The sequence below is a fragment of the Fodinibius sp. GM108 genome (assembly GCF_058386985.1).
Map to the genome: position 1 here is coordinate 245,562 of NZ_JBYEIR010000001.1, position 23,545 is coordinate 269,106.

Genomic DNA, 23,545 nt, shown 5'->3' on the forward strand with positions numbered 1-23,545 from the left:
ACGAGCAGTTAATGTCCGTGGGATGCGCTTCGTCCCTGAGCAGTAAGGGCAGATTTCAGGTCAAAGGCGCCGGCAATAACAGCTTGCTGGCCGGGTTTCAGGCCCGATGCAATTTCCACATAGCCCTCATTTTCACTGCCCAGCATGACCTCGACCGGTTTGTAGCTGCCATTCTCGTTGCCAGGGACAAACACCACTTGCTCACCCTCAATCGTTTGTACGGCGTCAATGGGAATCATGGCTACGTTCCGTTCTTTCCCTGTTGATATACGAGCAGTGCCGAACATTCCGGCCCGTAGCTTTCGATTAGGGTTTTCAACAACTGCGCGAACCGGCATGGTGCGCGTCTGCTTTTCGAGGCTATAAGAGACCCAGTCTGTTTTTCCCTCAAAGGTTTCTCCGGGGATGCTTCGAACCGAAAGGCTTACGTTTTGTCCTTTGTCCAGATACCGGATATCCTGCTCATAGGCATCGATCATGACCCACATTTTGGAGAGGTTCGCTACGTGGATGGGCGTCTCGCTAGGACTGATTGTTTGCCCGGGCGAAATATCTCGCTCCTGGATCACTCCGTCGAGCGGACTCGTCAGGTAAAAGTGGGACAGGGGCTGATCACTGCCTGCTTCAATATTCTGAACATCAACTTTACTTAGTCCATAAAGACGCAGTGATTCGGCTGCCGCATTATAAGAAGCCTTTGCTTCTTGGTAATGGGCTTCCGCTTGCAGCATTTCGGCACGGCTCGATATCTCCTGTTCATAAAGAGATTTTTCTCGTTCATAGTGTGCTTTTTCAGCTTTTAACTCGGTACGTAGCCGAATATATTCAGCCTTGGCTTTACCCAAGCCTACACTACTCATCAGCGCAATCGGTTCATCCTGTTTGACACGATCTCCCAAGTCTTTTATGACCTTCACTACCTTTGCTTCGATCCGAGGACCAACTTTGGCAATTTGATCCAGATCATATCCAACGCTGGCTGGGCGTGAAATGGTCGAGGAAGCACTTCCCTTGGTCAATGTTTCTACGTTGATGCCCAGGCTATTTTCTTGTTTCTCGGTCAGGTGTACTTCACGAGCATGTTGTTGGGTTTCTTCGTTGTGTTGCGATTCTTGTTGATGTTGTTCGGTTTGTGTGTTGGCTTGGGAACCTGAATTAGATCCACAGCCTGTCAAAAGACTTCCCAATAGAAGTCCGATAAGCGATAATACAGTTAAATTCTTCATGGTTGGTGATTCCATATTCATTCAAAAAATTAGTTTGCAGAAATTTCAGAGAGAGGCGTGCCGATGAGGCGTTCTACTTCGGCTACGGCCCGATTGTATTCGGCCAGGGCCTGGATGTAGCGGGTGCGGCTGGTAAACAGCGTTCGCTGGGCATCGAGCACCTCCAGGTAATCAAATTTACCCTGCCGGTAACCGGTTTGGGACGCCTCAAAAGCCGTTTTGGCTCCGGGTAATACCTGTTCTTGCAGTTGATTGACTTCGTGAGCAGCTGCATCCAGTCTGTTGTATGCCGTTTGCAGGGCCTTGTAGGTTTGGGTGACGGCCGCTTCCCGTTGGGTCTGCACGCGACTCAGCTCATATTTCGCCGCCTTGATATTCCCCTGATTGCGATCAAAGAAAGGTAGTGGGATAGATACGCCTACAATAGCAGCGCTGGCACCCAAATCCTCCGCGCGTTTGTATCCGCCGCTCACGGTTATGTCGGGAATGCCTCGGGCTTGTGCCAGGTCAAGGGCTGATTCGCGCTGCTGCAATTCGGTAGCCCACCGCGCTACATCCGGATTGCGCTGGATATAGGTTTGCACCTTGGCGTATTCGGGGATGTCAGAAGGCATGCTCAACTGACCTTTTAACTGCTTGAATTGTGGTTGCTCGCTCCCCCAATAAGAGGCCAGTGAACTACGAGCGGACTCCCATTGGTTGCGGGCATTTTCCAAGTCAATTTTTGCGCGGGAAAGTTCAACCTGTGCTTTGGTCTGTGCCAGCTTGGAGACTTTTCCAGCTTTAACTTGGGCAGATATGGAGTTGTACAGGTTTTGGGCAACACTGACCAACTCTTTTTGCTGCTGCCACTGGCGCTGAGCTTCCAGTGCTGAGATATAAGATTTGGTAACGCCGGTCAGCACGTCCAGCCGTTGCGCTTCATAATCCCATCCGGCCAGTCCTTTGTCCGCGTCGGCCAGCCGCTTGCGCTTGAGGCGATCGGCACCCAGCAGGATTTTTTGTCCCAACTTGACGGTTACTTCTCGGCCGTCATAGCCTTCAAAGGGACCCGTGCCGCCGAAGTTTTCCATTTCGGCGTTGAGCGTTGGGTTGGGAAGCAGCGAAGCCTGAATGCGTTCGGCTTCCTTCACGCGCACCTGCCAGCCGTAGCTTTGCAGCCGGGGATTTTCGAGCAGGGCTTTGGACAGCGCATCCGAGAAGGTCAATGTATCCGAAATAGTGACCCTGGATGCGGTATCCTGTGGGTTCACATTCTGATTTAAGGCGGGAGACGTCTCATAGGTTTGGTCTCCCAGCATGCTTTCTGAAGGTGGTTCAATAACGGTTTCTTCTGTGGCACATCCGGCAGCAAGCACGAGCATGCCGAGGGCCAGTAGTGGGTTTAATAATTTCATGTGTTTCCAGCCAATTTTTGCTGTTATAGAGGGGCAAGCAGAACCGGCAGGATATAACTATTCCTTACCTGATTACATGACTTGCAAGTGAAATGGCGATATGGAAAGGGCTGGAACTACTTAGTTGTATAGAATACGGACAACCGTCTTGAGCGAAGCTGTTATCGTATCCTCAATCAAGGGAGGGACGTAAGAAACAAGTTGAAAGACCCGTGATTGCGGGAGGTTTTCAACCTTACTGTTCAAAATTCCATCAAGAAACTTGAGCGTGCGTTCCTGATCAAAACGTGTTGTTTGTTGTTCTTTTGCACAGTTCAGCGACAACGGTAAATCATGATGGTTGTCGAGATCTGCCTTTAGAGTAGGAGTAGTATGTTGATGTGCATCTTTGGCGTGTATCACATCTTCAGAAGGAATGCTCAAGAGGGAGCCGGCCTCAGACTCGATATTGATTTGCCCATCTTCTTCAAAGCAATAAACAAGGCTATCAACAAATCCGTGGATGCTTAAAAAATGCAATCCAAACAGGAAAAGGAGGGCAAGCGTTATGCCCTTGAGGCTTTTCTTGTATGTGGATTTAATCTGCTGCATTTGTGAAATCTTTTAAATCAAACCCAAAGTTACGGAATAGCTGAGAGGGAAAAAAGCAGTCTTTGTTAAATGAGACTGCCTTTTTTAAGAAGGGATTATGTTACCCAAATAATTTATTAAATACCTTCCGAATTAATCCCCCTACACGGATCAATATTTTTCCACCAAACTGATCAATTGTAATTCGCAGTTCATGTAGGAACAGATCTAGCAGGCGTCCTTTTTCTTTGGGAGAGAGCTTGCTTCCTTTCTCGCTTTTAGGATCTGTGTATTGGGCATACAAGCGAAGAATTCTTTGGGCTTTTTCAAATAAGGCACGGATTTGAACCGAGGCAGACAGTGCAATCATGCCGAGGATAACCACCCCAATTTCGGCCAAATTATTTGGAACCAGTAGGCCTGATAGCCAATCTGTACTGAGTAGAACTAAAATGAATAAGAAAGATAGAATTGTAATCATCGTTTTTTCTTTGATTTATGGGATTTGTAGTGGGAAATATCTTCGACTTTGACTTTTAGATCAGAGTAGTCATCATCAAACAAGGAGTTACCGGGAATCCTGTGACTTTGATTCTTTTGCATTTGTTTTAGCCACTGTTGCCCTAAAACCTTGGCTTGATGGTCGGATAAGCCATCGCCTTTTCCTTTTAGTAGCTCATCAACAGGATAGGTCTGCGTGGCCCCCGATGAGATAGCGACCATCCCATAGAGATATCCGATTATCTCCAGGATGGAGAGAATGAGCAGTAGGGTGGTATCAATACTAGAGGCAGAGAGTCTACCTGTCGACAGTAGTCCGGAAATGGTGAGACTGGCTATCCCGCTTTTTACGATTCTCCTACCTTTTTCGGGCGTTCTTTTTTTGAAAAGACCAATTAAGGTGGGGACCGCCTTAATTATCGGAGTTAGTATTTTGTGCATCAGTAGTGTCTTTTGAGGTTGGGGATTTTAATAGGTTGATCCGGCGTGGGATGAGTTCAAATTCGATAGATCGAATTCGCTGGTTATGATCGTCAAAGCGACTGTCCGTACGCTGGACATGGGTTTCCAGGCTCTTTTCCAATTTGCTTAGGTTATCAGCCTGTACCTTCACTTTCTCGTTAATGCTAATCATCAGCTCATACCATTTCTTAATTTCGGCGGTCTGATTATTGATGGAATCGTAGATGCCGGTCAAAAACAGGCAAATGATCGTGGTGACAATCAGTTCCTTGTATTTTTGGAAAAAGCCATCTTCTTGGGAGTTGTTCATGGGCCGTACCTCCTTAACGCTTCATCCAGCGTAATGGATTGCTTATTGGATTTGCAATGGAAGATGCCACTGGCAAGTGATTGGTAGTAATAGTGGCCGTCAATTCGTAGCCACCGTAGCGGACGCTGGGAATGACTGTTCCCTGCCCATCCATCCACGTGCAAACCGATAGCCGGTATGTTGTTACCTTCTTTGTTGGTGTAGCTCCAATCAAAGTACAAGCCTACGCCGTTAAATCCCCAAGTGGTGGCCAGTAGCCAGTGTTGGAGAGCGGAAGGTTGACTTTCAAGCCATTGGTCAAAAAGTAGTACATCAAATGCCATTCCGTGGCCGTGGGATTTTTGGTCTCCTTTTCGCCAGGCGGAGCTAATAAGGGTCGACAGGTCATGCCACCGGCGCCAGGCCAAAAAGGAGCGTAAAAACCCAATGTCCATGCGTTTGACGGTTCCGGGACCTTGGATTTCGAGTTCGCCGATAGAGAAGTGGTTGCCGTAGCTGTCCAGCAGTGCGTTATAATCCTGGGTATTCATTACTTCTTCCCTCTTGTGGCTATAAGTAATAGGCCAAGGGCTGCTAACCCGCCGACAACTTTTATTGGCGTTGGTATTTCGCTGTTTATGTACTTTTTAGCTTCATTGATGAGATCTTTCTGTGTTTCGGGGGCTTGTGCTTCCCCAAGTCCTCCGCTGCAGCCGCAACCGGATTGAGTAGCGCTAGTCCCGCCCGAAAGTCCACTACCGGAGCATCCACAGGGGTATTCATTTACAAAAGAGGTTTCCATAGTATTTCACCTGAATGTTTTGAGTTTTTAAAAGAGGATTTTCCAAAGAAGCAGGCCGCCTGCAATCCCCCCACCTGCCATTGCCGCATGGGTTTTCTTTACCTGCATGCCGCCAATACTAAAAGTGCCCGCTAGGATATCCTTGTGGGAATTAGGCTGCTGCTTGCTGGCAGATTTGTTTGTGGTTTTGGGTTTAGAGGTCGGTTTCGACTGCTTAGTAGTGGGTTTCTTAACTGTGTTGATATTTAGCTTTGGAGGAGCAGGTACCGGATTTTTGTCAATGACAGGCCGAGGTATAAGCACAGGCTTTGGCTTTGGAGTAGGTCGCGGCCGTACTCGTGGCCTTATTTGCTGGGTTCGATTGCGAGGGGCTGGTTCATCCAGAACTGGTCGAAGCATTACCGGACGCGTGGGCATCCGTCCTAGTCCTCGCGCTTCTGTAGGTTCTTCGTAGATATAACTTGATTCGGTATTCATGGGTGTTGGGTGGTCATATAGTTATAAGTTGCAAAAGCGATAGCGGCCATCGGAAGGACATATATGGATAAGCTGGTTGCTTTGGAGAGACCGAGCAGCTGGACGATGAGCTGTTTTCGCTCCAGCACATCCTGGCTGTAATCCTTGCCAGTGGTGACCGAATCCGGTGGCAAGCCCGCGTAAATGGCAGTTCGTACTTTATTAGGCCCGGCGTTATAGGCGGCAACGGCCCGGGTGGTATTTCCGTTGAACTGTTGGAGCAGTTTTGCCAAGTACTGGGCTCCATAATCAATATTGGCTTGGTGGTCAAAGTGGCTATGGCGGTCGGTAAAGTTGGGATGATGCCGCTTGTCGATCTGCATAATGCCGATGCCGTTGCCATGGTCGCCGGTGCCATCGGGAGAAAGGGCAAGTCCCATTCGGCTTTCCCGGGAAGCTACTGCCAGCAGCAGTGTCAAGGGCACGCCATATCGCCTGGAGGCATCAGAGAAATATCCCATCAGGCCACGAATTCGGGCGTAGGTAAGCTCGGCCGATATGGAAAAAGAGCTGGTCATCAGGCCACCATCTTGATCTTGTAGTTAACTTTCCGCATCTGGCCGGCCATGATGGTAAATTGATCGGCTGGGGCAAGCGCCTTGCGGGCAATGAGCTTAGGCAGGAACCGGTTGGTGCTGTCGTCATTTTTCGCGTATAGACCAATTTCTTTAACGGTAATATCAGTGGCACCGCGATTTTCAAATACTCGGGAGAGGTTGAAATACGCTTCATTGTTGGTTTCATCAATGGTCACTTGGTCATCGATCATCATCCCGTGATACAGGAGTTGGCCGTTCTCGGAGCCATGCGTAATTCCACCTAAATTGTATGGGGTTTCGGGACTAGCATCCGGGGAAAGATCAGTGTCGGTCATTGAGACGAATTTGTTACTCTCTCCAAGCCGAAGGCCAAGCTGCCATCCCTTGTCGCTGGTTGAAGCATCAGCATTAAGGGAAGACATGGACGTACCGCCGCCTCCGATACACATGAGCATTCGCGCCCATCCGGTATGGGTGGTTTCAACAGCTTGCCGGCGCAACGCTTTGGCAAATTCGGCAAGGAATCCGCCATTGGTTCCATTCAGGTCCGTATCCTGATTAAAGTTTTCCAGCTCGAATCGGCATTCGTAATCGAGCGTGAGCGTTTTGCTGTCTGGCAGGTTAATTGCAGATTGGAGAATATCCCGGGCATGTAGGTTCGCAATCGTCTTGAGGGCGTAACGGGAGACATCGATGTAGGTAACCAGCCCCATCTCACGAATGGTGATATCCCCACCGGTAGCGTTGGTAAAAGGAGCAGAGATCGTAAAGATCGATTTCTCCTGGTCGGTAACGACACCGGAAACAGATACGGCTCCGCGCGACAGGAGGGCATCAATAGGATTATGTAGCCCCACGTCAGAAATACTTATCGGACGGGTTCCTGCACCTACCGTTGGATATACCTTCCGGAAGGGCATACAATAGCGTTGCGTTGTGGCAATATTCTTGTAGGTTTTCGAGATACAGGTTGCATCATCGGGGACGTAGGTCGAAGGGTCAATAGTCGTAGGTACACCTATAAGTCGGACGTAATCATTGTTGGTATGGGCGCTTTCGACTTCCCACGTGCCGTTGAGTTCGGGTACCGACTGGCATCCCCAAATATGAACCCATACCGGCTGGTCCCCATTGGGGTTTCCAGAGTGGGAACCGCTGAATACGTTTCGCAGATAACTGCGATAGATTTCCACGGCGCCATCCACAATGTGAATACTGGTGATCGTGTAGTCAGGCACATACTGCTCCAGCGGTGATATGAGTCGCTTGGTTCGGCCGCCGTGCATCATCCCGTGGACATCGCGAAGAAATCCGCCGACAAAGGACTCGCTATGGAGGCGCATTAGGTGTTTGCCATCCAAGCGAATGTTGCAGAAAAGGTCCATACCGGACTTTGGGGTCCCAATTGATAAAGTATGATTAATGGTATCCATATAGTTAAGAGATTGTGGTAATAATGTTGGTGTGGGCGTTTCCGGTTTCCGGACGCTGTTCTTCCGTAATTGCCGAGTCGGTTTGCAGGGTTGTTGATATCGGACCGGTGTGGGAGATGGGTTCGTAATTCACCGCTGGAGTAGTGAAGGCCGCCGGACGGAACTCAAATTCGTTAGCGTCGATAGGAGTAATATCAAGGTGGACAATCCCGAATGGCGTTTCGTTGACTTTCTGTACGTCATCAGGAGTGATAACCGAGTAAATGCGTGATTGGCCGACCTGCTCACCTTCGGTCTTGGATCGAACCCGGAAGTAGTGCCGAGCATCCAAGTAGGTGATGGGAAAATAAAGCGTATGGTAACGGACCATCTCCGCAGGCTCCCGATGATATTCAGGGGTGGTAGCCAGATTCTCGGGATCTAGGCCCCAATCCATCTGGGACGAGGCTTTTTTGCCGGTGGCCCATGAGACTTGGATGGAGCCATCGACCAGCATGCCACTGACCACGCGCATTTTAAATCCTTCGGAGAACTCTTTGCCGGTGATTTCGCTCATGCTAGGTGGTCCAGAAGATTTCAGTTACGAGGGCTTTTGAGGTCTCCAGTGCTCCGGAATCTTCATCCCACAGGCCCATCATGCCACCTTTGTAGAGTTCTTTGAACTGTCGCTCGTCCATGTGCAAGGTTTCGCCGGGTTTAAGCCGAAAAGTATAATACATTTCGTCGATGCGATTCTCGTCCAAGGCAATCATGAATTCGCCGTCGCTGCTGTTTTGGATGATGACTCCAAGGCGCATGGGGTTGCCGTTGACCAGTTTTACCGGCTGGGTTCCCTGCTTGAGGACCGGGGAGATAGAGGTCCCGATACGTCCGGCGGGTCCGATCCCGATGGAAGGGGCATTTACCTTGAGTTGATCCAGTAGACTATCCATTTTTTTGGTAAGCTCGCAAAGCGACTGGATGAGGTTGTTCCACATTGGTTATACCTCCAGCGGGTTGGCATCGGACTTCTGCACCACGTATGACTCACAGAGGAAACTTACGCTAGCCTGCTGCGCTCCTTTGTTTGAAGCGTACACCTGAAACGGCATGTTGGAGCCAATGATAAAGGGGACATTGGCATAGAACTGGCCGAACTCGTCGTTAATCTGCTCCAGGAAGACCTCGTTGCGGATAGTCGTATTATAGACTTTCAGGCTGGCAGTGATATCGCCCGGTCGGTCGCTGCTCATGGCCAGGCGTCGGGCTTCTACGTCAATGCTTTTGGCTTTGACGCCCATATCGATGTTGACCGCGCCCGGGGCCAGCGTAGCTTGGCCGTAAAGGAAGCGGGGCTGTGGCATCGGACTGCCAATTTCCCGATAGATATTTAGTAGTTTGGTTAGGCTGTAATGATCGTAGCCTACCAGCTGGATGTTGACCGTCTGGGCCGCGTTGTGGGTATTGGTCAGCTCGAAGACCAGGCTGTTACTTTTTTGGATAATGAATGGGGCTAACAATCCATCAATGTGGCGGAACAGCTGATGAACAACCGATAATTGGAGGTCGCGAAACAGGTATAGATCTTCGTTGAGTCGAGCGGAGACAAACACTTTATTCATGTCAGGGGCATAGGGCAATATTTTTCGGACGCCAAAACTTTCCCCGCCCATGCCATTCATCATAATGTGCCGGGTGCCACCGGCTGGGATTTCAATGGCTTTGGCCGGATTAAAAGGAGTAGATTCAGTAGGTGGAATAAAATTCTTAACAATTTTCATGTTGGTCAGCTAGGAGTTAGGGCAATAAAAAAGCCGGCAACGACCCGATGGCCGCTGCCGGTTAGAGGGGTTATTTTTCGGGCTTCATTTCAGCCACGACAATGCTGGCGCGCAGGTACAGCAGTCCTTGGCCGGACGTTGTCCAGTTCTCGTCACTCGGGAACACTGAGGAATCCTCGAAGTGAACTGACAGCGACAAGGTTTGATTGACCGCCAGATCGAAGGGATCGGCCAGGCGATACTCGTCCGCTGAACGAAGGGCAGCGATGCGTTTGAAGACCACCGGGGCATCTACGGTATTCGCCGTGCCGGCTACCAACTGCACGTCCGTGCCGGAGAAGTTGGAATGCTTGGAGATGGGCACGCGCAGGAATTCCTTGTTGTCATTATCGGCCTGCAAAATGACACCAGCATCCTTCAGCGAGTTGACGATCCCGCGGGCATCAATGCCGTTGGCCTCATCGTCCTCGATAAATTGCTTGGTCACCTCGAAGGAAAGCGCGAGGATGCGTCGCTTGAGTTCGCCCGGGAAGGGATTGCCGACGTAATTGTTGCGGGTGATTTTCCGCGTGGAGTTGGGCGGAAAGAAGTTTACGACAGCGCCGTTTTGGGTAACTTGCTGGGTATCAAAATAAGTTTTGATGCGCGCGCTGGCGGGGACAATAGCTTTTTTAGAAATTTGGTTACTCATAGTTCGTTGTTAGTTAAAAGGGTGTTTTAGGTTGGGGCCGCTTTGGCCTACTGCTTGTTCCCGCAGGCAGTCCCTAGTCAGTGAGAGCTATGAGAAAAATGGAATGCCGATTACACCTCCACGGTATCTTCAATGATGTTTTCGATTTGGGATACGTGGCCGGTTTGCTGGGGAAGCGAGGCCGCAGGCGCGGCTGGTGAGGGAATGTCTTGGTCATCCCACAGGTATTCGCTTCCTTCCATCAGGCCTTGGGAGGGCGTCCAGTCGGGCATGACGAACTTGATCAGTTCCATCACGCCTTGCACGCCGAGACCCATGGCTAGACCGCGAAGGTGAGCGTTCTTGGTAAACATGGTGAAGACCATGCCGAGCGTAAGGGGCAGGCCAACGCGGGCCGCTTGCTGGACAGTAGCTGAGCTTCCGCCAAGAATAGCGGGAACGGCCAGCCCGTTAAGCTGCGCACCAATTGCCTGGCCGCCCACAATATATCCGGCAGTGATAAGCTGCTGCTTGAATTCGCCGACAGCCTTTTCGGTTGTTGTTTGTTTTGCCATAGTTGCAGGTTTTGGGGTTGTTGGGTTTTCGATTATATCCAAGTGGGTTGGATTTTTTGCAAATATTCGTTGGGTCATAGGATCAGTAGTTGGGATTAGTTGAGAATTCCTCGTCCGTCGATATTTAGGTTGGTTATGATATACACGTCTCCATATTGGAAGATTGGGCGCTTGCCATCATCGAAGTAGTGATAGTACTGGTGATTCTCACCTTTCTTGTCGCCGGGGTATATTACCTTGTCGCTGCCGTACATGATGCGCTCAGCGTGGCCGATGGAAACCAGCTCAGCCTCACCAGGTGGAAAGAGTTCGTAGTCATAGCCGTCGGCCGGAAAATGGTGGAACTCCTCATACATCTGCTCAGCCTGGTCGCTGGCGTAGGCCCCTTTGATCAGTTTCATGCGGGTGGTCGGAAAGGCGAACAGCGTGTTTCCTTCGGCGTCGATGATCATCGCCAGATCCTGATTCTCTGAAAGAATGCGCTGCATGAACCCTTTGGTGTCGATGAATTCCAATTCGCCCACGGTTCCAGCATACGCCAGGGGTTCCTCATATAAGGTTTTGAGCGGTCTGGGAAGCGCCCTGTTTTTTCCGGGTGCTGATCTGTTGGGACGGATATTGTCAGGTTCTGGCGTGTCGCGATAAATACCGACTTCACGCACGCGAACGGTTCCTTTTATCCCATAGGTGGGCGCTATGCGATTGAGTTCTTCATAGAGCTCCGCGCGGTCGGTGAATTTGGTTTTGACCAGCTCGTTGACCACATCTTGCAGGCGGGTGACCGTTTCTTGGTTGGATTTCAGGTTTGCCTGAGCCTGCTCCAACTCCTTGCGGGTTTGCTCGTGGGTTATCTCCAATTCCTTAAGAGTTTTCTTGGATCGTTCCAGCTCGGCGGTTATTTGCTGGATGCGGGCCTGGGCGGACTGCTGCCATCCTTTTTCGAGGGCCAGGAAAAGATCGGCCAGTTTGTTTTTAATGATAGGCAGCCAGCGATGGGTTTTGTACATGCCCAGCTTCTGTTTTATGTGATCAAAAGTCACTTCTGTCCCATCTGGGTTTGTAGCCTGTTTTTCAGCTTCAATATCTACTTCGTAAAAGGAGTAAAAATCTTCTTCATCGGCGATGATATTACCCTTGTTACCGGCAAGGCTTCGGCCCGACTGCACCGGCTCGTCCATACTCCAGCTAAATTCCTTATTCAGCTGGTCACCGGCCATCTGCTTGATGGAGCTCCATTTGATCTTGTTGTAGAAGCTTCGGTTGGGAGCGTTGGGGTCAGGGATAAGATTAAACAGCACCCGCCCGTTGGCGTTATTTTTTGGGACTTCAAGCGTAAGCTCGTGGCGGAACCGGGGAATGCGCTTACCGTCCGAAGACAGGTTATTTTCGATGGTCCCAACTTCTCCGCTGTAATCCAGCCATCCCACGCGGATAAGTCCTTGCTCCAAAGCCTCGGCCCCCGAGGCTGGAAGCTCCGAATCAATAAGGGCTTGCTCTCGGGCAATAGCAGATTCCATACGCTCGGAGCGTTTGGTTACGTCCCCGCTTGCTTGCCCCAGGGAAGACTCCAGGCGCTGAGTCTCACTGAGCAAGGACTCAATGCGACTTTTCAGGACCTTTGTTTGGGCTTTGGATTGGAAGAATTCTTTGACTCGGGGATCGGAGTTGGTGGCGGCCACCATCTGCTCATATTCCAGGGACTCTCCGTCTGAGTCAGCAGAGGTTTCCCGTCCGTCACCGAAGAAGAGCTCATCAATCCAGCTTTGTTTTTTGCTGACCAGCTCCAGGCGGTACTGATCAAAAGAATCCTTCATCAGATAAAAATGGATGTTCACTTTTCCATGTTGGTTTCCCTGCCGGAGCCCGCGCCCGTTGCGCTGCTGAATTTGCGAAGGGGTATAGGGCACGTCCATGTGATGTAGGTCGGTCGTCCATTTTTGCAAGTTCATGCCTTCGGCGATAGACTGGTTCCCAATAAGCACGCGGTATTTGCCGAGGTTAAAATCGTCCTGAACCTGTTTTTTGAGTGCTTCTTTATCATCAGAGGAAGAGACGAAATAGTCGTTACCTTTAGAATCAGTACCAATAATCGAGCCGTTAATAATGGCGATTTGTTTGGTCGGGATACCGGCTTCGGCCAGCTCCTCTTTTATCAGTTGATGATAGCTACCGCCTTTTTGGCCTTCCACGGAGATCCAGTCGCAGAAAATAATTTGGTTGCGGAAGGTTGGGGCAGCTGGATTTTCGCGGGTCCCATACAGGGCCTCGACAATCATCACCGCCCGGTCGAAGGTTTCTTCCATCTGGTCGCTACTATCGGACAGTTTCTCGCGCTGCTTCTCGATTTTATTCAATAGGAACTGCTTGCCGACGGGCACCTCGTGGAGATTGCCTTCGATGGCTTCAATTTCTCTGGCAATCTCCTCAAAGTGACCCAGCGCTTTTAGCTCCTTAATAAGTTTGTGGCGGGACTGTCCATCGTAAGGGTTCGGGTTTTCCCTCACGGGGGATACTTTTGAAAAGTAATCGCCATAGATGCTTTCCGGTACTCTACTAGGAGCAGGGTTTTCGCGGTAAGTGTAACTTTCGGCTACGTTTTGGGTCAGAGCTCCCAATTTAAGAAACTTGCCATCTACACCTGCGAAACTGTGGTCATAGACGCGAAGATCCGTAGCGATCTTGCTGCCATCGCCGGTAATGACCAGGAAATTGTCTTTGGTCTGGCACCCGCGCTGGCGCATGCAGTCGAGAATGTTGTCTGCCCGGAGAATGATATCGTCAAAGAGCAGCTTGTGAATTTCACTGGGTTCAATCACCTGCTGTTTGGTTTCGGCCTCGGGGCGTCGAAACTTTGGTTTGAGCGTTTGGGGATTGCCTTGGTTGTCGGTTACTACATCTCCGGATTCATCTTTGAGTAGGTCTGGAAACTTTTCGTAGAATCCCACCAGTTGATCATAGCTTTTGATGTCCATCACCTCGTCAATAATCGCCCGCATCTCGGGGAGGTTATAGTATCCGGCAACTACGCGCTCGGTTCGGTATTCGCCGTTGGTCTTTTTGACGATCTTTTCTTCCTCGCGGACAAACTGGTTGATGAAGTTGTCGAGGTTGGCAATCTGGTATTTTTCGAGCAGATCCGGGGCGCAGAGGTTGAGCATGTGCCATACCTCCACCGGAGAGTTAACAACCGGCGTGGCCGTTAGGACAAAGACGTTTTTAAAACCTATTTTCGAAAACAGCCATTTTGTTTTTTGAAGCGCGTCTTCCGCGCGTTGAGACGGTTTGTTCGCGGCAATACCCAGTTTTGTGGCTTTGGCGCTCCCCAGGGCATTTTTGTAGAAGTGGGCTTCGTCAAAGAAGAGGGCATCTACGCCGAGCTCGTCAAAAAAGATGTCAGTCTCTAATCGTTTGGCACTGGCTACGTTGCGCAGCTTGGCCTCCCACTCCTCTTTCATTTTTTCCAGCCGCGTCACCATCGACTTTTTGGCCGTGGAGCTGAGCGCATCGTCTTCTTCGATAAGCGCGTCAAAGTTTTCGATCATCTGATCAAAATACTCTACGCGCTCGCTGTACATATCCTGCTGCACCGATGGAGAGAGCGGCAGGCTCTTGAAGGCGTGGTCGGCAATAAAGATCGCATCCCAGTTGTAGAGTTGGGCCATGGTCAGTTCCTTATGGCGTTCGGAGCCCGTCATCTTCATGTTGAGGATTTTCGCATCGGGGAATAGCATAGAATATTCTTCAACCCATTTTTCCTGCACTTTTCCGGGTACCACAAACATTGGTTTTCGGCAGGCGCCCTGTTGCAGGAGAACCTGGGAAGTGATGATAGCCGAGAGCGTCTTACCGGCGCCCACGTCGTGGCAGTTGGCCCCGCGTCCGTTCCAGACTAACTTTTCGGCCACCGCGCGGTTGTGTTTGTACACCGCAAAACCTTTGACGCCATAGAAGGTGTCCGACATCCCACGAACGCGAAGGGTGGCCCCGTCAAATTGCGGGTTGATATGGGCATTATACTCGTGATTGTAGGCCTGCTCGATCAGCTCGCGAATTTCGCCTGGTGCCTTGGTGCGCACCCACTGGTTGAATTTTTGGGGCACGCGCGTGAGCATTTGGTCGTTATGGGTCCGCTGTTTGGCTCGGGAACGCTCGATCAAAGCTGTAAAGCCTTTTTCTTCGGCTCGTTTGAGCGTCATATTCGGGAGCACGTTGTCGTCCTCGTCGTAGAAGACCAGCGGAAAGCTTGAATCCTGAATGTAATTATTGATGATCTTGCTGAACGGCGTCTCGCCCCAACCCTGGTTCCAGTCGTCAGCCGTCTCTTCACCATTTTTAATGTATCGTCCGCCTTTACGGAGCTTCATATAGAAACGGTTGCCGAGTTCGGCTTTATCTTTAACGAGTCCGATATGCACGTCCCGGTAGTTCAGCTCATCTTTGATCCACTGGGTGAGCACCTTCGTCGGCAGATAGGTGAAAATGTGGCGGGGATCCACGGTGATGCTGTAAGCGTCAATCCACTCAGGGAGAACCGCCTTCAGGGCCTCGGTATTTTTCTCCAGCTGGTTGTCTTCGGCTATTTCCAGTTTCTGGCGAACGTTGCCGGCCAGGTATTGATAACGAAACTCGTAAGTATTGGACTCCGGATTGTAGAAGAAGTCAGGGTGATTCTCGATCGCTTTTGTGAGTTCATCCCGGCTGGCCGTACCTCCTTTGTAAGTTGACTGGTAGAAATCCAGCGAGAGCTCTTCGCCGATGGAACGACCGTACATGGCAATTTCGGCCAGGTCATCGGAGTCGGAGACCGCAGGCACGTAATTACGGTTGAACATCGAGTCGGCGTCGATAATATCGGCATAGACCAGGTCTTCGCTGATGGGATCGCGTTTTACAAAGGTCGTCAGTTTATACAACCGGTTGTCGTAGCGGAATACCTCGCGAATGTCTTCGTCTTCGTCTGGAATTCCGTAGGCATTGATATGGCTTTCGAGTAGCTCCTTAAACTCCCCGCGAAGCGACTCTTTCTGCTCGTTGTCTTGGGCCAGTGCGGTAACGAAATCATCATAGGTATCGAGCATCTGGCAGGCCGAGGCGATTTTTTCGCGCAACCCTTCGCCTGCTTTGTCCTTGCTTCCTACAGCAATAGGTTTAAAATAGTGGCGCTGCTTTTCATAGAATTTTCCATCATGGTGAATGATATTCCCAGCGTGATAATCTCTTGCTGTATTCAACCGGACTCCCTCATCGGGGATGCGGTAGAATTCCATGGTGGTTGGGAGCTCGTAGGGAAACTGAAGGTCATCTTTCAGCACGCGGTCGGTAAGTTGGCTGTCCACTTGGCCTTTTACGCCCATGCGAGTGAGAAACTGCATGTCGTGGCCTTGAATATGCTCACCTAACACCTGCTGGGGATACTTCCGGTAGTAAGGATTATAGTAGGCCCCGTAGGACTCACCATTATATTCCGTAGTGGATACGGCCAGCTCCTGGTGGGCAAACAGCCGGTTTAATTCGCTGTTGACATCCGGATGCTGCTCCCCGTCAAAGTCGGGATACTTCTGAAACAGAATTAGATCGGTAGTAACCAGCGTATCGGCGTTATCTTTAAAAGCGGTTGAGGGCAGCCGGTAGGCGCCAACAAATCGGGCGCGCTGGACCATGGCCTGTCGGATGGCCGGATCTTTTTTGTCCATCGTACCGACTGAGGTGATTACTGCCATAAAACCGCCGGGCTGGAGAGCGTCCAGAGACTTTAAGATAAAGTAGTCGTGGATGCGTGGATTTAGGTGAGCCAGCGGGTCGCGCTGGGTATGAATTTTTATATCTCCAAAGGGGACATTGCCTATGGCGCCGGTAAGATTGTATAACGATAGATCGGTCTCAGCAAAGTTTTGGTGCTTAACTAATTGGTTAGGATATAAAAGCTTGGCAATACGCGCGCTTACCGCAGACCGCTCAACCATCAGCATGCGATAGTTACCAGAATTGGGCAGAAATCCCGCAAAGTTGCCAATGCCTGAGCCGGGCTCTAATATGTTGCCCCCGTCCACGCCCATAGTCTGGAGTTTATCCCAAATAAGCTGTATCAGCGGGTAGGAGGTGTAATGCTCGTTGAGTAGCCCGCGCTCGGTGCCGGTGCGATCCTCCCCGTACCCCAATCCACCAGCTCCGGTATACCGGCGAAGGGTGTCCAGGTCGGATTCGGTGATAGCACGGTCTTCTTTTTCCAATACGGCCAGCGCTGCTTCGTTGGCCCGGCGACGCTCGGATTTGGATAATTTGATCGGATCGTAATTTTTCAATGTAAGGCCAGAAAAATCGCTTTCATATTTGGCTTCTCCCGCACGATCTCGGGTAGGTTGGTATGATGAATCGTTATTAATTTCAGCAGGTTTACTTTGCCTTTGGGCCTCTAAAAATACCTGGTCAAAATTGACGCCTATAACTTCTCCATGGTCGCGAAATAGCTGCAGCGCCTGATCGCGATACTCGGTTGGAAATTTGTCTAATGAAAAAGCCAGTGCTAATTTCTTTACCGTTTCGGTGAAGGAGTCTTGGAGTGCCTGCAACTGGTTGGTAGGATTGTTACGGGTCGTCAACTGTTGGTTCAATTTCGTGGGGTTGCCCAGAAGATCATCTATTTCCTTAGCAGCCTCCTTATTTCCCTGGTCAGCTTTCCAGGCTAGATCGGTTAGCTGTTGCATGCATTTCGTGTTAAGTGTATTGGATTTATAAGGCTGGTGAGCCGCTTCAGCGATTTGGGCCATACGCTTAGTTTTTACCTGAATCTCGACCGGAATATCTCGGGTCGGACCTGCCATTACGACAAAATGGTGAGCGCGATATCCTCCAACGGGTCTAGCGTATTTGTCTTCATGCTCAAACACTTTTCCGATTGCTCCTGAATCAATTTGTTTTACTACTTGATCCAGATCCTTTTGATCAGACAACACGATCATGCATCCGGCCATATCGGTTAAGCCTTGCATGTAGTATTCGCCAGCGCCAGCCTGCTTAATATCTCTTTTAATACGCTTGCGACGGAGTTTATTGATGACCGAGTACGGAGATTTTACGCGCCCCTTTATCGTGGCTTCCGGTTGCAAGCCGGTGAGCTTTGCTATTACCTGGTCCAAGGCCTGCTGGTAGTCACCTCGCAATTCGATCAGTTGTTTGATTTCCTCGGTGAGTTTGACCTCTTCGACGGTATCAGTGTCCCCGGCTAGCTGCGGGTTGGGATCGTCGGCGTTGGGGATACCGTCGCCATCGAAATCGCCAAAAATACCGGGGTAATCATCGGTTGTAATGTCGTCAAAAGGAGTAACAGTCGGATTGTCTCGCATCAGGCTAGCCCAGTATTTTGGTTAAGAAGGCATCCAGTTTGTCCTGGCTTTGTTTGGCGGCTTCAATGTCGATGGGTTGCCGGGTTTCCGGCCCCGAGTCGGTGTCACTCGTTACCGGTTTCTCATCTGTAGAAGTGTCGGCGGGCTGGGTGACTGGGGTCGGTTTATCTTTGCTAGCAGGCTTCTGTTTTGCCTTTGGCGTTGGCGCCTCATTTGCAGAAGATTTCTTATTCTTCTTGGCAAACGCTCGTTCCTGTCGCTTATATTCTTTAGCGCCCAAAACGACCTTGGCATGATCTTGTTTGAATATGCGTACTTCCAGGTCGCCATATTTTCTAATCAGCTTTTTCCAACACGCTTTTAGCCCGCCTGCTTTACCTTCCGTACAGGCCTGGTACTGGAGGTGGCCGTCCAGCAGCAGGTCCAAGACATATCGCTTTTTGGGATAGTCGGCGGTGTAGCGGATCGACAGGTGGGCGTTTTCGGATTCCCCGGAATGCCGAGGGGCGTAGCAAGGCATCTTGCTGCCGAACATGGAGTTGATGCGCTTCCATGAGCGGATTTTGTGGAGGGTGTCTAATTCTTTGAGGGTAATTTTAAAAGGGGTGTTCACGGGATTTTCGCGGTTGGCTGGAGCCTTTTGTTTCGCTGGGGTAGTTTTTGGGGAAATGTTTCGGTCGGCGGCCGTAAAGGGTACGGCAATGGCAGTCAGCTCCCGGTAGCGGTTTTTTTCGGTTTCGGCTCCGCCTTCTTTGGTGACCTTGATTTCGATGTCGCACTCGTGGGCAATGCTGGTGTTACCTTTGTACTGTCCGTCCTTAGTGGCATGTGATACCATCACAAACATGATCCCATTTTCTCGGCACCACTGGGCCAGCTCCACGGTTTCCTTGGCGTTGGCATCAATTACCGAAATGGAATCCAGGATGCAGGCGAAGGACCGGTTCTTGAGCAGAATCTCTTTGAGGCCCTGAATGGATTTCCATTTGGTGAAATTCAGGTTCCGGTGGGTGGCTCCCAGGCGTTTGACGCGGTCGACCAGGGTTTTGCCAAAATGCTCTTCGGCGGGGATATATTCGATGCGGCCATGTTCGGCTAAGGCATCAGCCAGTCCCAGACTCATGGTGGATTTACCGGCACCTTTTTCGCCCCAAATAAAAATGACGGCATTCTTTTCGGGCTCACCGAGAAGTCTCCCGTAGGGTTGGGCAATGGTAATGCCTTTGATATTAAGTTTGGATAGCTGCTGGGCAGTCATTGATTCCATATTACTGTCGTCTGATTGTTTTAATTGCGATTCCAATGGCGATAATAGTCAGGCTGCCAAACAGCAGTACCTTCCGGTTTACCGATGCCGGTGGTGGCCCCTGGGTTATGGCCTTAGGGTTAATACCTAATTTTTGTAGTAGCCCCTGACCGGCAATGCCACTGGTCGGAAGCCCAAAATGTTGTTGGGCTTGGCGGACGGCCTGCTGGGTCTCCGGGCCAAATATTCCGTCGACACCATATTTGGGCAGGTCCATACCGGCGGCTTTGAGTGCTGATTGCAGGTGCATGACCTGCGGTCCTTTATCACCTATTTTGAGAGTCATTGGGAAGATCGTTTTCGGTTTATGAAGGTGAGACTGGCTATTCCAATGGCGATGCCCATGGAAAGAAAGCCGGCATGTTTCAGTGCCGCCGCGGATTTGCTACTTGCAATGGTTTCTTCAAGACCGATAAGATCACTTACAGCCTGCAGGTCCAGATATTCGAAGTACCGGTTGATAACCCCGGCATGTTGGCGGTAGATGGTATTTAGGCCGTCTTTATCGGTCGTAAGGTCGGCCATGATGATAGCCGTAGTTGCGGCTTTTCCTTTCTTGCCGCTTAGGGCGCGGTCGGCAAGGCTAATGGCTTTGCGAAACGCATTTTTTCCGGTTTGGCGCAGGTAACTGCTGAGATCACCCATTCCGTCATCGACGATCTGGTAGTCCCGTCCTTCAATAAGCTCACGCATCTCGGTTTTCCTCCCGGCCGGTGGCAGGGTTGGTTATGTTTTTCAAGCTGTCTCGCATGCCGGGGATAAGCGGGCCAAGGAAATACGCTCCGGCTCCGATGCCCACCAGCCATAATGCTTTGGTGAGCGTATTGTTAACACCGCTGAACGCGCTTTGCGGATTCGGCAAGCTAATCTGATACCACGGTTCGGTGGGTGGAGCATATACCCCGCTCTGTTGGCCTTGGTCAATATCCAGATCTAGCGTCATGACCTTGGAGGCCGCAAGCGGTTTAGCCTCGGAGATATTGGCTTCGGTAACATTGCTGGGATGCAGCTCAAAGATGACCGGGTGATTACGGTCCGGACGAAAAGATCGCCCGAACACCAGCCGGGTTTGCCCGCGACAGCCGTCCCACATGCTGGTCAGGATTCGGGATATGGCCAGTACCTTTCGGGATTGCGGGTCCAGGGCCGCGATGACCGCATCCGGACATGCTATAAGTAGAAACGAGTTCCAGAAGTTGCGGTACCGGTCGATTTCGATATCAACGGAGAAGGGAACCCCGTTTTTGGGCACCCCGCGCTCGGGATACCGGCCGATAATGCGAACTTCGCCCGCCTCAGAGCTAATAATATTTCCGGTAATGCCAGCGGATCCTAATCCGTTGTCGCTATATGCAGATTGGGTCTGGGTCATGTTATCTTCGTCTGGTTAAGATTCTAAAAGCAAGATATCCACCGGCAATCCATCCCAGGGTTTTCTTGTGTTGGTCAAACCAATTTCGGAGCTCTTCGGAGGGTCGGGCGGCTGAGAGGCGCTGGCAGATCGACTGGTCTTCAGAGGCTTCAACCTCTGCCCCTTTTGGGACTTCCTGCAGCTGGATGGTCGGTTGCAGGTACACCTTTTCCTCCGACCGGGAGGGATTTGGGTAGCGCCCGTTGGGAATATGACCATCGAGATAATGAGAAATTCCTACCGGATGGGCGGGATAAGTGGCTTCTATCATATTACGATTTCTTTTTTAGTAAGGTGTACATGAGTCCTCCCCCAACGGCAACGACGCCGCCAATAAGCAGAATGCTTGTCATATTGGGGCCGCTCGATTTTTGGGCTTGCAGGAGCGCCATTTGTTGCTGGGGGGTCAGGCCGCTGCCACTGGAGTTATTTTTTCTGCCATTGATAACCCCGTCCACGGTCACGGCGGTATCGGCCGCTGTGGTCAAAAAGCTGGACAAGTCATTTAGGATACTGCCAAATTTGGTTTTCTTTGGCTCCGAGCTCACCGGGGGAAGCGTGCTTTGGGTAAGATTATAACTGAACGGACGAGTGGTTTGCAGGAAATCTAACTGATCAAAAGAGCTGCTGTTCATAGGTGTACCTCTACTTGGGTTTAGCGTTGGCTTTTTTCTTTTTGGCGATAAGCATGATGGCAGCTCCCAGAATAGCAACTCCACCAACTGCTGCGCCCGCAATCATGGCCGTACTTGCGGTCTCTTGTTTGGCAGCTGTATCGGTGACGTTGTGCTGTAGGGCTGTCATGAGTTGCTGTTTTTCCTGTTCTATTTTCTTCTTTTCAGCCAGCTTGCGCTCGTGGGCCTTACAGAGGGCCTGTGATTTTTCGCGCTTGCGCCGACAGCTTTTGAGCTTGCCGAACATCTTTCCCTTACAGCTCTGGTTGGCATATCGGCAGGGATCATCTTCTTCCCAGCTGCCTAAGCCACTACGTAGGCTATTAGGTATGATCAACTGATCATCGTCGTTTGTTATCGCTATAGGTTGTAAGTAAGCACTACTCATAAGGTTAGGAGTGGTTAAGGGTCCAGTAGCTGATTCCGCCAAGCGTCAAAAGCCCGGCCGAGAGTCCGCCGTACAGGAGCCATTTTTTGTTTCGGGATTGTTGTTGGTTGGCCAGAAAGCTGTTGTCCAGGCTTCCGAACCTATTCAGGTAATCAACGGCCGGTTGGCCATGTTCCTGGATAACCATAGCATACTGCTGGAGGACCGCGTTATCCTTTTGGGAAAACGAAATGACATCCGAGCGGACCCCTCGGGCCATCAGATAGTCTCGCCATTGCCCGCGCTGGGTGCGTTCGCCCTTATCCTTGGCGCCAAACCATTTGGAAAACATGCTTTTCATGGTGATGCCCGTTTGTAAGGCGGTAGTTGCCGCTGCGGCAGCAGTTACCGGATCGATGCCCAACTGATCGGGCATCCTGTTGAACAGATGTTTGGATTTTTTAATGAGGGTTTCGTCGAAGGCGAACCCGGGATATTTGGCCACGGTGGTATCAAAAGATTTCCATCCGCTCGGAGAGCGAAAGACGGTGTAGATATGATCGTAGTTTCGTCCCGTCCGACTCACAATCCGAAATCCGGTTTGAATGCCCAGGCTTTGAAGCAGGGCTGCCGACAGGATCGCATGATCGTCGCAATCTCCGGCCTTTTGGCGAAGTGTGACATCCGGGGATTGAATGCGTTCAATGTTCCAGGGATCACGAACGTAGTTGATATTGCGGGTCATCCACTTGTAGATAGAATCGGCAATCTGATCTACATTTCGTAGGTCAGGAAGGCCGGTGCTAATATTCCTAGGAACCCTACGAGTGATTTTTAAGGCAAGGTTGCGAATATCATCCCTACCAGTGTATTTGGTTACAAGCTGGGAGGCTACCTTAAGCACTTGTTCAATACCCGGATACGTCCGGCGTCGGGAAATAATAGGGGCGGCAGCATTACCTTGTAGGGGATTTGCTGCCGCCTTATTGCTCATCACTAAACCGTCGGTAGTGACTGCGTTACGGGAAGAGGTGATATGAGGATAATGGCTGCTCAAGAGCGGTAGGTGATATAGTCAAGCAGAAGTTGCACCCCATGCTCGGGATTATGCGTTGTTACATCACACAAGCGCTTCGCTAGTTTTGGGTCAAGGTCGCCCAGGCTGATAAGTACGCCTGCAAATTGCCGGGAGCGCGTGATGGTCGTTATTCCTGCGGTATCCAATTCCTTGTAGATATTATCCCGAAGGCTCGTGACGGGTTGTTGGGTAATGGTGGGCATAGGGGTTAACTAAGATTTGGGTCCGTTGGACGTGACAAGTTTTTGCAATTCGATAATGACTTCCGTGAGGAGCGCCTTTATTTGGTTACTCACCGATATGCCAGTAAAACTCAGCAGCTGTTGGCAAGCGAAGGGGGCAGGGATATAGCAGAGCGTAGTTGCGTGTTGCCCTAATCCATCCACAAGGGGATATATCGTTTTTGCAATGCGTTCGGCTCCGATATCCCTGCTTATCGCTTCTTCGGAAAGTAGTTTGGCCATGCGTGTCCAATCCTGTATCGTAATCGGGCGCCCGTAAGACTGCATCAGTGCCAGCTGTGATTTGATGCGTTTGGCATAGCGCCCGTAGGGTTGCGGGTGGTCGCCAAGATATTCGAGGGCCATCTTGAGCAAGGGAATATGATTAGGATTCATGGCGGGGTT

At 50.7% G+C, this 23,545-nt stretch carries 26 protein-coding genes; all 26 read right to left on the minus strand.

The features are described 5' to 3' along the window. Positions 1-8 precede the first annotated feature (8 nt). The 26 genes from ACT3ID_RS01180 to ACT3ID_RS01305 all read right to left on the minus strand — a co-directional run bounded on the left by ACT3ID_RS01180 (position 9) and on the right by ACT3ID_RS01305 (position 23,536). The gene (locus ACT3ID_RS01180; RefSeq protein ID WP_491540147.1) at positions 9-1,226 is read right to left on the minus strand and encodes an efflux RND transporter periplasmic adaptor subunit; all 1,218 of its coding nucleotides are present in this window, start codon (positions 1,224-1,226) and stop codon (positions 9-11) included. A gap of 29 nt (positions 1,227-1,255) precedes the next feature. Continuing rightward, complete coding sequence (locus ACT3ID_RS01185) at positions 1,256-2,590, minus strand: TolC family protein (protein WP_491540148.1); 1,335 nt, start codon at positions 2,588-2,590, stop codon at positions 1,256-1,258. A 153-nt stretch (positions 2,591-2,743) separates the two neighbouring features. Then, on the minus strand, positions 2,744-3,214 hold the full coding sequence (locus tag ACT3ID_RS01190) for a hypothetical protein (protein ID WP_095606386.1): 471 nt from the start codon (positions 3,212-3,214) through the stop codon (positions 2,744-2,746). A 100-nt stretch (positions 3,215-3,314) separates the two neighbouring features. Further along, on the minus strand, positions 3,315-3,674 hold the full coding sequence (locus ACT3ID_RS01195) for a hypothetical protein (protein ID WP_095606385.1): 360 nt from the start codon (positions 3,672-3,674) through the stop codon (positions 3,315-3,317). Then, positions 3,671-4,135: a hypothetical protein gene (locus tag ACT3ID_RS01200; protein ID WP_491540149.1), complete on the minus strand. Its 465-nt coding sequence runs from the start codon at positions 4,133-4,135 to the stop codon at positions 3,671-3,673. The genes ACT3ID_RS01195 and ACT3ID_RS01200 overlap by 4 nt, the downstream gene beginning before the upstream one ends. Next, positions 4,107-4,466 carry a hypothetical protein gene (locus ACT3ID_RS01205; protein WP_491540150.1) on the minus strand — a complete coding sequence of 120 codons (360 nt, stop codon included), beginning with the start codon at positions 4,464-4,466 and terminating at the stop codon, positions 4,107-4,109. Before ACT3ID_RS01205 ends, ACT3ID_RS01200 begins: the two co-directional genes overlap by 29 nt. Then, a complete protein-coding gene (locus ACT3ID_RS01210; protein WP_491540151.1) occupies positions 4,463-4,900 on the minus strand; it encodes a hypothetical protein in 438 nt (145 codons plus the stop codon). The genes ACT3ID_RS01205 and ACT3ID_RS01210 overlap by 4 nt, the downstream gene beginning before the upstream one ends. 95 nt (positions 4,901-4,995) lie before the next feature. Further along, the gene (locus tag ACT3ID_RS01215; RefSeq protein ID WP_095606381.1) at positions 4,996-5,247 is read right to left on the minus strand and encodes a hypothetical protein; all 252 of its coding nucleotides are present in this window, start codon (positions 5,245-5,247) and stop codon (positions 4,996-4,998) included. 27 nt (positions 5,248-5,274) lie between these two features. Further along, positions 5,275-5,724, minus strand: a complete 450-nt coding sequence (locus ACT3ID_RS01220) for a hypothetical protein (RefSeq protein WP_095606380.1) — start codon at positions 5,722-5,724, stop codon at positions 5,275-5,277. Next, on the minus strand, positions 5,721-6,281 hold the full coding sequence (locus tag ACT3ID_RS01225; protein ID WP_491540152.1) for a transglycosylase SLT domain-containing protein: 561 nt from the start codon (positions 6,279-6,281) through the stop codon (positions 5,721-5,723). The genes ACT3ID_RS01220 and ACT3ID_RS01225 overlap by 4 nt, the downstream gene beginning before the upstream one ends. Beyond that, on the minus strand, positions 6,281-7,735 hold the full coding sequence (locus ACT3ID_RS01230; RefSeq protein WP_491540153.1) for a hypothetical protein: 1,455 nt from the start codon (positions 7,733-7,735) through the stop codon (positions 6,281-6,283). The genes ACT3ID_RS01225 and ACT3ID_RS01230 overlap by 1 nt, the downstream gene beginning before the upstream one ends. 4 nt (positions 7,736-7,739) lie before the next feature. Further along, positions 7,740-8,171 (minus strand): hypothetical protein, encoded by a 432-nt coding sequence (locus tag ACT3ID_RS01235; RefSeq protein ID WP_491540154.1) that lies wholly within the window; start codon positions 8,169-8,171, stop codon positions 7,740-7,742. Positions 8,172-8,292: 121 nt separating this feature from the next. Continuing rightward, positions 8,293-8,712, minus strand: a complete 420-nt coding sequence (locus ACT3ID_RS01240) for a hypothetical protein (RefSeq protein WP_491540155.1) — start codon at positions 8,710-8,712, stop codon at positions 8,293-8,295. A 3-nt stretch (positions 8,713-8,715) separates the two neighbouring features. Further along, a complete protein-coding gene (locus ACT3ID_RS01245; protein WP_491540156.1) occupies positions 8,716-9,495 on the minus strand; it encodes a hypothetical protein in 780 nt (259 codons plus the stop codon). A 70-nt stretch (positions 9,496-9,565) separates the two neighbouring features. Beyond that, entirely contained in the window at positions 9,566-10,186 is a 621-nt protein-coding gene (locus ACT3ID_RS01250) for a hypothetical protein (RefSeq protein WP_265767910.1), read from the minus strand. A 110-nt stretch (positions 10,187-10,296) separates the two neighbouring features. Continuing rightward, positions 10,297-10,740: a hypothetical protein gene (locus tag ACT3ID_RS01255; RefSeq protein WP_491540157.1), complete on the minus strand. Its 444-nt coding sequence runs from the start codon at positions 10,738-10,740 to the stop codon at positions 10,297-10,299. Positions 10,741-10,835: 95 nt separating this feature from the next. Beyond that, complete coding sequence (locus tag ACT3ID_RS01260; protein WP_491540158.1) at positions 10,836-18,083, minus strand: helicase-like domain-containing protein; 7,248 nt, start codon at positions 18,081-18,083, stop codon at positions 10,836-10,838. A gap of 4 nt (positions 18,084-18,087) precedes the next feature. After that, the gene (locus ACT3ID_RS01265; protein WP_491540159.1) at positions 18,088-19,350 is read right to left on the minus strand and encodes a hypothetical protein; all 1,263 of its coding nucleotides are present in this window, start codon (positions 19,348-19,350) and stop codon (positions 18,088-18,090) included. 1 nt (position 19,351) lies between these two features. Continuing rightward, on the minus strand, positions 19,352-19,675 hold the full coding sequence (locus ACT3ID_RS01270) for a peptidoglycan-binding domain-containing protein (protein WP_491540160.1): 324 nt from the start codon (positions 19,673-19,675) through the stop codon (positions 19,352-19,354). Further along, positions 19,672-20,034, minus strand: a complete 363-nt coding sequence (locus ACT3ID_RS01275) for a hypothetical protein (protein ID WP_491540161.1) — start codon at positions 20,032-20,034, stop codon at positions 19,672-19,674. Before ACT3ID_RS01275 ends, ACT3ID_RS01270 begins: the two co-directional genes overlap by 4 nt. A gap of 40 nt (positions 20,035-20,074) precedes the next feature. Then, positions 20,075-20,761: a hypothetical protein gene (locus tag ACT3ID_RS01280; RefSeq protein ID WP_491540162.1), complete on the minus strand. Its 687-nt coding sequence runs from the start codon at positions 20,759-20,761 to the stop codon at positions 20,075-20,077. A 1-nt stretch (position 20,762) separates the two neighbouring features. After that, a complete protein-coding gene (locus ACT3ID_RS01285) occupies positions 20,763-21,071 on the minus strand; it encodes a hypothetical protein (protein WP_395259445.1) in 309 nt (102 codons plus the stop codon). A gap of 1 nt (position 21,072) precedes the next feature. Continuing rightward, on the minus strand, positions 21,073-21,435 hold the full coding sequence (locus ACT3ID_RS01290; protein ID WP_491540163.1) for a hypothetical protein: 363 nt from the start codon (positions 21,433-21,435) through the stop codon (positions 21,073-21,075). Between the two features lie 10 nt (positions 21,436-21,445). Next, complete coding sequence (locus ACT3ID_RS01295; RefSeq protein WP_491540164.1) at positions 21,446-21,862, minus strand: hypothetical protein; 417 nt, start codon at positions 21,860-21,862, stop codon at positions 21,446-21,448. Between the two features lie 4 nt (positions 21,863-21,866). After that, a complete protein-coding gene (locus tag ACT3ID_RS01300; protein WP_491540165.1) occupies positions 21,867-22,898 on the minus strand; it encodes a transglutaminase-like domain-containing protein in 1,032 nt (343 codons plus the stop codon). Positions 22,899-23,131: 233 nt separating this feature from the next. Next, complete coding sequence (locus ACT3ID_RS01305; protein ID WP_491540166.1) at positions 23,132-23,536, minus strand: hypothetical protein; 405 nt, start codon at positions 23,534-23,536, stop codon at positions 23,132-23,134. Between the last annotated feature and the right edge of the window lie 9 nt (positions 23,537-23,545).